The organism is Amnibacterium sp. (assembly GCF_051956055.1).
GTDB lineage: Bacteria > Actinomycetota > Actinomycetes > Actinomycetales > Microbacteriaceae > Amnibacterium.
On the sequence record NZ_JBQCGC010000047.1, the window covers coordinates 37,479 to 47,740 of the forward strand.

General features: G+C 72.9%; 13 protein-coding genes. 4 read left to right on the forward strand and 9 right to left on the reverse strand.

The window, feature by feature from the left end; all coding sequences use genetic code 11:
• Window positions 1–2 precede the first annotated feature (2 nt).
• The 4 genes from ACTHLI_RS07315 to ACTHLI_RS07330 form a co-directional block, all read right to left on the reverse strand.
• Entirely contained in the window at window positions 3–500 is a 498-nt protein-coding gene (locus tag ACTHLI_RS07315; RefSeq protein WP_440182500.1) for a heme-degrading domain-containing protein, read from the reverse strand.
• A 205-nt stretch (window positions 501–705) separates the two neighbouring features.
• A complete protein-coding gene (locus ACTHLI_RS07320) occupies window positions 706–870 on the reverse strand; it encodes a hypothetical protein (RefSeq protein ID WP_440182501.1) in 165 nt (54 codons plus the stop codon).
• A gap of 89 nt (window positions 871–959) precedes the next feature.
• On the reverse strand, window positions 960–1,532 hold the full coding sequence (locus tag ACTHLI_RS07325) for a MarR family winged helix-turn-helix transcriptional regulator (protein ID WP_440182502.1): 573 nt from the start codon (window positions 1,530–1,532) through the stop codon (window positions 960–962).
• A 47-nt stretch (window positions 1,533–1,579) separates the two neighbouring features.
• Window positions 1,580–2,050, reverse strand: a complete 471-nt coding sequence (locus tag ACTHLI_RS07330; protein WP_440182503.1) for a DUF3237 domain-containing protein — start codon at window positions 2,048–2,050, stop codon at window positions 1,580–1,582.
• A 104-nt stretch (window positions 2,051–2,154) separates the two neighbouring features.
• Between ACTHLI_RS07330 and ACTHLI_RS07335 the strand changes: the two genes are divergently transcribed.
• The 4 genes from ACTHLI_RS07335 (at window position 2,155) to ACTHLI_RS07350 (ending at window position 5,985) form a co-directional block, all read left to right on the forward strand.
• A complete protein-coding gene (locus ACTHLI_RS07335; protein ID WP_440182504.1) occupies window positions 2,155–3,036 on the forward strand; it encodes a methylenetetrahydrofolate reductase in 882 nt (293 codons plus the stop codon).
• A complete protein-coding gene (gene purU / locus ACTHLI_RS07340) occupies window positions 3,033–3,893 on the forward strand; it encodes a formyltetrahydrofolate deformylase (protein WP_440182505.1) in 861 nt (286 codons plus the stop codon). The genes ACTHLI_RS07335 and purU overlap by 4 nt, the downstream gene beginning before the upstream one ends.
• Window positions 3,894–3,922: 29 nt before the next feature.
• Window positions 3,923–5,338, forward strand: coding sequence for a vanillate/3-O-methylgallate O-demethylase (ligM, locus tag ACTHLI_RS07345; protein WP_440182511.1), 1,416 nt, complete (start codon window positions 3,923–3,925; stop codon window positions 5,336–5,338).
• 65 nt (window positions 5,339–5,403) lie between these two features.
• The gene (locus tag ACTHLI_RS07350) at window positions 5,404–5,985 is read left to right on the forward strand and encodes a PadR family transcriptional regulator (protein ID WP_440182506.1); all 582 of its coding nucleotides are present in this window, start codon (window positions 5,404–5,406) and stop codon (window positions 5,983–5,985) included.
• A 20-nt stretch (window positions 5,986–6,005) separates the two neighbouring features.
• Here ACTHLI_RS07350 and ACTHLI_RS07355 read toward each other — a convergent pair whose 3' ends face one another.
• The 5 genes from ACTHLI_RS07355 to ACTHLI_RS07375 all read right to left on the reverse strand — a co-directional run.
• The gene (locus ACTHLI_RS07355) at window positions 6,006–7,544 is read right to left on the reverse strand and encodes an acyl-CoA synthetase (RefSeq protein ID WP_440182507.1); all 1,539 of its coding nucleotides are present in this window, start codon (window positions 7,542–7,544) and stop codon (window positions 6,006–6,008) included.
• 27 nt (window positions 7,545–7,571) lie between these two features.
• Window positions 7,572–8,027 carry a MaoC family dehydratase gene (locus ACTHLI_RS07360; protein ID WP_440182508.1) on the reverse strand — a complete coding sequence of 152 codons (456 nt, stop codon included), beginning with the start codon at window positions 8,025–8,027 and terminating at the stop codon, window positions 7,572–7,574.
• Window positions 8,024–8,926 carry an amidohydrolase family protein gene (locus tag ACTHLI_RS07365; RefSeq protein ID WP_440182512.1) on the reverse strand — a complete coding sequence of 301 codons (903 nt, stop codon included), beginning with the start codon at window positions 8,924–8,926 and terminating at the stop codon, window positions 8,024–8,026. Before ACTHLI_RS07365 ends, ACTHLI_RS07360 begins: the two co-directional genes overlap by 4 nt.
• On the reverse strand, window positions 8,923–9,855 hold the full coding sequence (locus ACTHLI_RS07370; protein ID WP_440182509.1) for an SDR family NAD(P)-dependent oxidoreductase: 933 nt from the start codon (window positions 9,853–9,855) through the stop codon (window positions 8,923–8,925). Before ACTHLI_RS07370 ends, ACTHLI_RS07365 begins: the two co-directional genes overlap by 4 nt.
• A gap of 73 nt (window positions 9,856–9,928) precedes the next feature.
• Window positions 9,929–10,262 (reverse strand): alpha/beta hydrolase domain-containing protein (locus tag ACTHLI_RS07375; RefSeq protein ID WP_440182510.1); only part of this gene is annotated, 334 nt, incomplete at its 5' end.

Consider the following 10,262-nt stretch of genomic DNA (forward strand, 5'->3'; position numbering starts at 1 on the left):
GGTCACCCGGAGACGGCGGCGAGGTGCGCCCGCAGCGCGCGGACCACGAGCCGATGGTCCTCGACCTGCGGCAGGCCCGAGACGGCCGCCGTGCCGACGGGGCCGGCGCCGCGCACGATCACCGGGAAGCACCCGCCGGCCGCGGCGAACCGCGCGGGATCGAGCCCCGACGCCTGCTCGAACGTGGTGCCGCGCTCGCGCCAGAGCTGGCCGACGGCCAGGGAGCTGGTGCCGAACCGTTCGACGACGCGCACCTTGCGGCGGATCCAGTGGTCGTTGTCCGCCGACGACCCGGCGAGCCCCGCATGGAACACCTGTTGCCGTCCTCGACGGATGTCGATCGCCACCGGCAGCGCGTCGGCGCGCGCGAGCTCGACGAGGCGCAGTCCGAGCGCCCAGGCGTCGTCGTACGTGAAGGAGGGGAGCTGGAGCTCGGCCTCCTGGGCGAGCAGCTCCTCGTGCGCCGGGAACCCGTCCATGCGGCCACCTCTCGTCAGCATCGATCCTCGTCGGCGCGGTTCCGCCGGATCCGCGCCGATCGTCGCACAGCCGTCGTCACCGGGCGGGGTGCCCGGAGGCGGCCCCGGCGCACGTCGTCGAGCACCTGAGCAGGCTGCGGCCGCTTCGGCAGGCCCTGGAGCCGCATTCCGGCCTGCCGAAGCGCGGAGGGCCTGCCGAGGTGCTCGAGTCAGCGGCGCCGCCGGTTCACGACCGCTTGAGGGTGAAGGGGTAGCCGCCCCACGGGTTCAGCGGCCAGACGTAGTCCGGCACGGCGTGGTCGTCGGCATCGTCGGCGCCGCGCGTCGCGAGCGCGACGTCGGCTCCCGGGTGCCGGGGGGCGTCCAACGGGCGGTGAGGCGAGCGCATCATCGAGCCACCTTTCTGTGGGAACGCAACATAACGGGTGTGCCCGTGCGGGGCAACCGTGCGCTCCGCGCGCGGTCGCCCGCGCGTCCGCGTCAGGACGACGTCGTCCGGGTCGTGTGCCGCGAGCGCCGGAGCGCCTCGGCGCGCGCCTCCTCACCGTCGTCGCCGAAGTAGCCGCCGGCGAGGGTCTCCGCCGATCGCCACAGCGCGGGCAGGAGGATCCGGCGCTGCTCGTCGTCCAGGGTCGACAGCACGCGCTCCTCGATCGCGGCGATCTCCCGGACGCAGCCGTCGAGGGTCTCGCGGCCCGCAGGAGTGAGTCGTGCCTGCCGGATCCGTCCGTGGTTCGGGTCGTCGCGCCGCTCGAGGAGGCCGCGACGCTCGAGTTCGGCGAGGACCAGGTTCGCGGACTGCGGGGTCACGAACGTGAGCCTCGCGATCTCCGCGTTCGACCGGCCCAGGTCGTCGCTCACCGCGAGGAGCAGGTGGTACTCCGCCGCGGTGATGCCGTGGTCGCCCGCCACGAGATCGACCGCGCGCTGCAGCGCGCGGGAGACCCGCTGCACCACCCACTCGAGGCGACCGACGGCCTCCGGAGGGGCGCTCGCGTGATGCCGGCGCATCGAATCGCTGCGCGATCGCGCTCCCGCTGCGTCGAGGTCCACGTCACGACCATAGGACGGGCACCGCCGGACGGGACCGCGTCGACCACCTATTCGACCAGGAACACCTCGAGCCCGACGCGATCGGGTAGGCGCACGCCCCGGGCGATGAACAGGCGCGACGCGAGCCAGGACCAGCGGGGAGCGGCGGAGGAGAGCCTCGGATTCGAGCGGAAGTAGATGCGCGACGGCTCGACGGGCTCGCCCTCCACCAGCCGCGCGATGTCCGCGGTGCTGCCGGAGCGGATGCCGAAGTTCTCGACGTACACGCGGTCGCCGTCGTCGGTCTCGATCGCGTAGCGCGCCTCGAGCTCCGTGAGCGTCGGACTGCGGAGCACCTGGAAGTCCGCGCCGCCGGGCAGGATGCGACCGGAGAGCCGGGGGCCCTCGACACGCCCCCCGAGGATCGGCACGATGCGCCGGTGCTCGCCCTCACCGGCGCCGAGATCGATCGGCGGCGCCACCTCCACGGCGATGCTGGCGAAGTGGCTCAGTACCGGAGGGGCGACGGAATCGGGCACGGCTGCGACGCTAGTCGACGATGTTTTGCCTCTCGACAGATAGGTATGACGATAGGTAAATTCCTCCGTACTGGACACGTGCAGCGACGCGCGGAGGGGTGGACATGCCGATGGACGGACACCGGGTCGACGCGGTCGGCGAGCTCCTCACGGACTGGTCGCTCGAGATGACGGGTAAGGATGTCCAGGCGCCCGCCGAGGCGCGGCCCTGGATCCCCGACGGCACGCGCGTCAACATCACCTTCCTCGGCAACGAGGACCTCGATCTCCGGCTCGGCGCGGTGCGCGCCGTGCTCGACCAGGGCCTGGTCCCCGTCCCCCACCTGTCCGCGCGGCGCCTCGCGTCGACCGCGCAGCTCGAGGAGTACCTGTCCCGGCTCGAGGACGTCGGCGGCAGCGAGCACGTCTTCGTCGTCGGCGGCGATCCCGCCGCTCCCGAGGGGCCGTACGACAGCGCGCTGGCGGTGGTGCGCAGCGGGCTCCTCGGTGCGCACGGGGTGCGGGAGGTCGGCGTCGCCGGCTACCCGGAGGGGCACCCGGACATCGCCTCCGAGGTGCTGCAGGAGGCGCTCCTCGCCAAGACCGCCGAGATCGCCGAGCAGGGGCTGCTGCCCAGCGTGATCACGCAGTTCGCCTTCGACGCGGACGCCGTCACCGGATGGATCCGGAATGCGCGGCGGAGCGGCGTCGACGCCCCGATCCGCGTCGGTACCCCCGGCCCCGCCGGGGTCAAACGGCTGCTCGCCTTCGCGCGCCGGTTCGGGGTGCGCTCGAACGCGACGATCGTGCGCAAGTACGGCTTCTCCCTCGCGAACCTCATGGGCACGGCCGGCCCCGACGCGTTCGTCGGGGACCTCGCCGATCGGGTCGCGGCCGAGCCGGCGCTCGGTCCGGTGGCCGTGCACCTCTACACCTTCGGCGGGATCGCGGCATCCGCCCGCTGGGTCGACGAACGGCTGCGCACCGCGAGCGAGGCGCGCCGGTGAGCGCCACCGTCGATCGCGCCTGCCTCGTCGTCGACGGCCCCGACCGGCCGGGGCTCGTGGCGATGATCAGCGCGCTGATCGTCCGCCTCGGCGGCAACATCGTGACCCTCGACCAGTACACCGACGATCCCGACGGTGGCGCGTTCTTCCAGCGGGTGGTCTTCGACCGGCCGGATCTGGCGCTCGCCATGCCGGAGCTGCGGCGCGAGATCGCCGCCGAGCTCGACCCGGTGGGGCTGCGCTGGCGGCTCCGCGACCTCGGCGTCCCGTTGCGGATGGCGGTGCTCGTGTCCCTGTCCGATCACTGCGTCCTCGACCTGCTGTGGCGGGTGCGGCGAGGCGACCTGCCCGTCACCATCCCCATGGTCGTGTCGAACCACACGGCCGTGGCGGAGGACGTCCGCGGGTTCGGCGTGCCCTTCGTGCACGTGCCTTCCGCGGCGGACCGGCGTGCGGAGGCGGAGGAGGAGCTCCTGCGGCTGCTCGTCGGCAACGTCGACTTCGTGGTGCTCGCGCGCTACATGCAGGTGCTCTCGGCCGACTTCCTCGCGCGCGTCGGGGTGCCGGTCATCAACATCCACCACTCCTTCCTGCCGGCGTTCGTCGGATCGGCGCCCTACCGGCGCGCGAAGGAGCGCGGCGTGAAGCTCGTCGGCGCGACGTCCCACTACGTCACCCCCGACCTGGACGCCGGGCCGATCATCGAGCAGGACGTCGTGCGCGTGACCCACGCCGACAGCGCCGCGGACCTGCAGCGGCGCGGCGCCGACGTCGAGCGCGCGGTGCTCTCCCGCGCCGTCCTCTGGCACGCCGAGGACCGCGTCGTCCTGCACGGCGACCAGACCATCGTCTTCTGAACCACCGAGACTCAAGGAGGAACCTCACCATTCCGCAGAAACAGCATCAGCTGATCGACACCACGAACGCCGACGATCACCTCCGCGACACGCAGAACGGCTCGTACATCTACCCCGTCGTGCCGTCCGACTTCACCAGCTGGATCAAGGAGCAGCGGGCCTGGCGCGACACGGCGGTGCTGTACGACCAGTCGCACCACATGGACAACCTGTTCCTCACCGGTCCGGACGCGATCCGGCTGATCTCGGACACGGCGATCAACTCGACCAAGGTCTTCCCGGTGAACCGCGCGAAGCAGTACGTGCCCACCACGGCCGCCGGGCACGTCATCGGCGACGGGATCCTGTTCCACGAGGAGGAGGAGCGGTACGTATACGTGGGGCGCGCGCCCGCCGCGAACTGGCTCATGTACCACGCGGAGACGGGCGGCTACCGCGATCTCGAGGTCGAGATCGACCGCCGCTCGCCCTCCCGCCCCTACGGGCAGGCCGTGCAGCGCCGCTACTTCCGCTTCCAGATCCAGGGGCCCGCGGCGTGGGACGTCATCGAGCGGCTGAACGGCGGCCCGCTCGAGCAGCTGAAGTTCTTCTCGATGGCGACGATGTCGGTCGGCGGCGAGCAGGTCCGCACCCTCCGGCACGGGATGGCCGGTGCGCCCGGGCTCGAGCTCTGGGGGCCGTACGAGCACCACGGCCGGGTGCGCGACCTGATCCTCGAGGCGGGTGCCGACTCCGGGCTGCTGCCCGTCGGGTCCCGCGCCTACCCGTCGAACACGCTCGAGTCGGGGTGGATCCCGTCGCCGCTGCCCGCGATCTACACGGGCGAGGCCGAGCGCGGATACCGGGAGTGGCTCGGCGCCGACAGCTACGAGGCGACCGGCACCCTGGCCGGCTCGTTCGTCTCGCAGGACATCGCCGACTACTACCTCACGCCGTGGGAGCTCGGGTACGGGTCCTTCGTGAAGTTCGACCACGACTTCATCGGCCGGGACGCGCTGGAGGCGATCGACCCCGCGACGCAGCGTCGCAAGGTGACGCTCGCCTGGAACGGGGAGGACCTGGCCCGGGTGTGGGGATCGCTCCTCGACGTCGACGGCCCGCAGTACAAGTACTTCGACCTGCCGCTCGCCAACTACGGGTCGGCGAACTACGACTCCGTGATCGACGCGGACGGCACGGTGGTCGGCTTCTCCATGTTCACGGGCTACAGCGCGAACGAGCGCCGCGGCCTCTCGCTCGCCACCGTCGCGCCGGACGTCCCGGAGGGGGCGGAGCTGCGCGTGGTGTGGGGCGAGCCGGACGGCGGCAGCCGCAAGGCCACCGTGGAGCCGCACGTGCAGACGGAGGTGCGGGCCGTGGTGAGCCCGGCGCCGTACTCGACGGTGGCGCGGACGACGTACCACGGGGGCTGGCGCACCGGCTATCGGGAGGGCGAAGCCCGGTAGTCGAGGCGGCGGGGAGCCTGCTTGCTAGCATCGGCCCCCCGCCCGCCCCGTCGTCCGGATGACCGATGAGCCTTCGTTTCGCGCTGCTCGCCCTGCTCCGCGTCGGGCCGCTCTCCGGCTACGACCTGCAGAAGCAGTTTTCGGTCTCCGTCGGCCACGTATGGCACGCGCCCGGCTCGCAGATCTACCCCGAGCTCCGCAAGATGGAGGCCGACGGGCTGGTCGTCGCCGAGGAGCAGACCAGGGGCGAGCGCGGCGCGCGTCGGCTGTACCACGTGACCCCGGAGGGGGAGACGGCGTTCGCGGCGTGGATGCGCAGCCCTGTGGGCTACCACCGGGTGCGGGATCCCGCCCACCTCCGGGCCGCCTACCTCGAGGCGGTCGACGCGGAGGCCGCCCGCGCGGTGCTCCGTGCGCACGAGCAGCGGTGGCAGGAGGAGCTCGCGCAGTGGGAGGAGGAGATCGCCCGCATCGACGCGGGCGAGAGCCCGATGCTCCAACGGCGGCTCGCGGTCACGGCGCCGCCGGAGCAGGCGGCGACGACGGCGTGGAAGCGGTTCGCCTACGAGGGCCTGGTCGACCGGGCCCGCACGGAGATCGCGTGGGCCCGGCGCGGACTGGAGCTCGTCGCCGAGCTGGAGCGCTGACCGCATCGGCACCCCGACGGTCAGGCGCGGTCCTCCGCGCGGCGCCGGAGCTCGTGCTTGCGCACCTTCCCGCTCGCGGTGCGCGGCAGCTCGGTGACGATCTCCAGCGTGCGCGGCACCTTGTACCTGGCGAGCAGGAGCGACAGCCGCGCCACCAGCTCCTCCGGGTCGAGGGTGCGACCGGGGGCGAGCGTCACGACGGCGTGCGGCACCTCGCCCCAGCGCTCGTGCGGCATGCCGACCACGGCGACGCCGGTGACCCCCTCGATCGTCATCACGGCCTGCTCGACCTCGGCCGAGTACACGTTCTCCCCGCCGGAGATGATCATGTCCTTCAGCCGGTCGGAGATCGTGAGGAACCCGTCCTCGTCCGCGATGCCGACGTCGCCGGTGCGGAACCACCCGTCGGGGGTGAAGGCCTGCTCGGTCGCCTCCGGGTTCCGCCAGTACCCGGAGAACACGTTCGGCCCGGACACCTCGATCTCGCCCGGCCGTCCGGGTGCGGCGAGGGTCCCGTCGTCGGCGCGGATCCGGTAGCGGGTGAAGAAGTGGGCCAGGCCGGAGGAGCCGGCGTGGTCGACCGAGTGCCATGCGGGCAGCATCGTCACCCCCGGGCTCGTCTCCGTCATGCCGTACCCGCCGGAGAAGGCGAGCCCCCGCGCCTCGTACGCCTCCCGCACCCGCGCAGGCACGGCCGAGCCGCCGCAGGTGAGCAGCCGGAGGGAGGAGATGTCGGTGGTGGCCCAGGCCGGGTCCTCGGTCATCAGCTGGAACGTGGTGGGCACCCCGCTGATCGCGGTCGCGCGCAGCGACTCGATGCTCCGCAGCGCGTCGCCCGGCACGAACCGCTCCTCGAGCAGGACGGTCGCGCCCTTCAGGAGCACCGGGAGGCAGCCCATCCCGAGCGACGCGACGTGGAACAGCGGCGAGATCATGAGCGCGCGGTCGGTGCTCGTGAGGTCGTAGTCCGCGAGCACGTTGACGGCGTTCCAGGTGATCGCGCCGTGGCTGAGCACGGCCCCCTTCGGCCGTCCGGTCGTGCCCGACGTGTAGATGATGAGCGCCGGGTCGTCGAGCGTCGTCGAGGCCGGCACCAGCGCGTCCCGGTCCGCGTCGCGGAGCACCCCGTCGTAGTCGAGCACGCCAGCACCCGGCGCGGATTCCGGGACGCCGACGACGACGCGGATCAGGTCACGATCCTCCGCGGCCGCCACCGCCGTCGTCTCGTGCTCGGCGCCGCTCACGAGCACGCGCGGCGCGGAGTCGCCGAGCATGTACCCGAGCTCCGCCGGGGCGAGCCGGGTGTTGAGCGGCACCATGATCGCGCCGAGCCGGCCAGCCGCGAACAGGGTCTCCACGAACGACGGGTGGTTGCTGCCGAGGTAGGCGACACGGTCACCGGCGGCGACCCCGAGTCCCTGGAGGCCCGCCGCGAGACGGTCGACGCGCTCGGCCAGCTCGCCGTAGGTGATCTCGCGGCGCTGGAAGACGATCGCGGGGTGCTCGGACGAGCTCCGCGCGCGGCGGCGGATCCAGCCGCCGATGCCTTCAGGGATCATCGTCGATCCTTCCGGTGCTGGTGGCGGCTAGGAGACCCGCGAGAGGAACTCGAGCACCACCGCCGGCCGCTCCTGCCCCTCGATCCCGATGACCCCGGAGACGGCGAGCTGGTACCCGCCCCGGGCGACCGGCTCGACGCCGGTCAACGTGGCCGTCAACCGGACGCGGGAGCCCGCCGGAACCGGGGAGGTGAAACGGACTCGGTCGAGACCGTAGTTCACGAGCGTGGTCGCGTCGGTGACCTCGAGCAGCCCCGACCACAGCGGGATGAAGAGGGACAGGGTCAGGAAGCCGTGGGCGATCGTCGTGCCGAACGGGCCGCTCGCGGCGCGCTCCGGGTCGACGTGGATCCACTGGTGGTCGTCGGTCGCGTCGGCGAAGCGGTCGATCCTCGCCTGGTCGACCTCCAGCCAGTCGGAGGTGCCGATCTCGGTCCCGGCGAGACCGGGCAGCTCGGCCATGGTGACGGTTCGGGCGGTCATGCGGTCTCCTTCGGGGCGAGCCCGAGCACTCGGGCGGCGTTCTGGACGAGGATCTTGGGACGCACCGCATCGGGCACCTCGAGCGCGGCGAAGTCGCGCAGCCAGCGGTCCGGGGTGATCAGCGGGAAGTCCGAGCCGAACAGCACCTGGTCCTGCAGCAGCGTGCGGGCGGCGCGGACCAGCTGAGGCGGGAAGTACTTGGGGCTCCAGCCGGACAGGTCGATGCACACGTTCGGCTTGTGGGTGGCGATCGAGATGGCGGCGTCCTGCCACGGGACGGAGGGGTGGGCCATGATCAGGCGCAGGTCCGGCAGGTCCGCGGCCACGTCGTCGAGCAGCATCGGGTCGGAGTAGCGCAGCTTCAGGCCGCCGCCGCCGGGCAGCCCGGCCCCGATGCCCGTCTGACCGGTGTGCACCACGGCGGGGATCCCGAGCTCCGCGATCGCCTCCCACAGCGGGCGGACGGCGTCGGCGCTCGGATCGAACCCCTGCACGGTCGGGTGGAGCTTCACCCCCTGCGCGCCGTGGTCGACGACGAGCGCGCGGAGCTCGTCCACGGCGGCCGGCCCGCGGCGGGGGTCGACGGAGGCGAACGGCACGAGCACGTCCGCGTGGTCCGCGGCCTGCTCGACGACATCCACGCTGGGGATCGGGTCGTGCCCGAGCTGGGTGCGGGCGTCGACGGTGAACACCACGGCGGCCATGCGGCGCTCGCGGTAGTACGCGGCGATGCCCGCGATGTCGGGCGTCACGCCATCGGCGCGGAAGTACCGCTGCGCGGCCTCGGCCATCGCGGGAGGCAGGGAGGCGTGGCCGTGCGCGTCGGCCTCGACGTGCACGTGGGTGTCGATGGCCTGCAGGGCCTCGACGTCGACGGCGGGGGTGTACACGCGCGTCAGCCCGCGCTGCGGTCGAGCTCGGTCGGCAGCGGGGGGAACTCCTCGCCGACGCTCTGGAGGTGCTCCCGCAGCACGGGGGCGAACCCGGTCGCGACGGCGTCCGCGTCCCAGCCGCCGTCGTGGAGCTCGGTCAGCACCGGTTCGGGGTGCGACCACAGCTGCACGCGGTCACCGCCGACCCCGATCGCCTGCCCGGTGACGCCGTCCGACTCGGCGGAGGCCAGCCAGACGATCAGACCCGCGACGTCCGACGCCGAGCCGAAGCCGAGGTCCTTCCGGAAGAAGTCCGGCATGGGGCGACCGGCGTCCTCCGCCTCGATCGCCGCCGCGAAGTAGGGCACGGTCCGGGTCATCGCCGTCGCCGCGACCGGGACGACCGCGTTGGCGGTGACCCCGGCCCGGCGCATCTCGAGCGCCCAGGTGCGCACCATCCCGACGATGCCCGCCTTGGCGGCGGCGTAGTTCGTCTGCCCGAAGTTGCCGCGCTGCCCCGTGGGGGAGCCGATGGCGATGATCCGGCCCGGCACGCCGCGCTCCTTGAAGGAGGCGTAGGCGGCGCGCGCGCACGTGAAGGTGCCCCGCAGGTGCACCTGGATCACCTGATCGAAGTCGTCGTCGGTCATCTTGAGGATCGACCGGTCGCGCAGGATGCCGGCGTTCGTCACGATCGCGTCGAAGCCGCCGAGCTCCGCGAGCGCCGTCGCCACGAGGCGGTCGGCGACCTCCGCCGTTCCGACCGGAGCGACCACGGCGACCGCGCGGCCGCCCGCTGCGGTGATGGCGTCGACCGTCGAGGCCGCGGCATCGGCGGAGACGTCGTTCACCACGACGGCGGCGCCGGCCCCCGCGAGGGCTCGGGCGTACGCGGCGCCGAGCCCGCTGCCGCTGCCGGTGACGACGACGGTCCTGCCGTCGAGACGAACGCTCATGAAGGGCTCCTCTGCTCTCCGTCCTGCGACGGACCGTGGTGGACGGTATCAGGTTTCCTGCGATTGGGGCGGGTCACCCGCGCCAGCGCGCCGGGGCGTCGCGGACGAGCTCGCGGGCGTCCTCCTGCAGCAGGAAGCCCGCCTCGACGTGCTCCCGAGCGGCCGCCGCGAAGCGGTGGAGCCACGCGGCCCTGGTGCCGTACCGGCGGTGCGTCTCGGCGAGTGGGAAGTGCCGCATCGTGCCCACGAGCCGCGCGAGCATCTCCGGTCGGCTGAACGGCATCCACTCGGGCGGCGGCTCGGACTCGTCGGACGGGGTGCCGTGGGGGAGGTGCGTCGCGACCGGCACGGCCACCCACGGGGGCCGGATCCCGCCGAGCGCGATGCCGTCCTCGTCCCGCTGCAGC

Coding starts and splice junctions, on each gene's coding strand:
- ACTHLI_RS07315 (WP_440182500.1), bottom strand. CDS start 500: ATGCTGACGAGAGGTGGCCGCATGGACGGGTTCCCGGCGCACGAGGAG.
- ACTHLI_RS07320 (WP_440182501.1), bottom strand. CDS start 870: ATGATGCGCTCGCCTCACCGCCCGTTGGACGCCCCCCGGCACCCGGGA.
- ACTHLI_RS07335 (WP_440182504.1), top strand. CDS start 2,155: ATGCCGATGGACGGACACCGGGTCGACGCGGTCGGCGAGCTCCTCACG.
- ACTHLI_RS07350 (WP_440182506.1), top strand. CDS start 5,404: ATGAGCCTTCGTTTCGCGCTGCTCGCCCTGCTCCGCGTCGGGCCGCTC.
- ACTHLI_RS07355 (WP_440182507.1), bottom strand. CDS start 7,544: ATGATCCCTGAAGGCATCGGCGGCTGGATCCGCCGCCGCGCGCGGAGC.
- ACTHLI_RS07360 (WP_440182508.1), bottom strand. CDS start 8,027: ATGACCGCCCGAACCGTCACCATGGCCGAGCTGCCCGGTCTCGCCGGG.
- ACTHLI_RS07370 (WP_440182509.1), bottom strand. CDS start 9,855: ATGAGCGTTCGTCTCGACGGCAGGACCGTCGTCGTCACCGGCAGCGGC.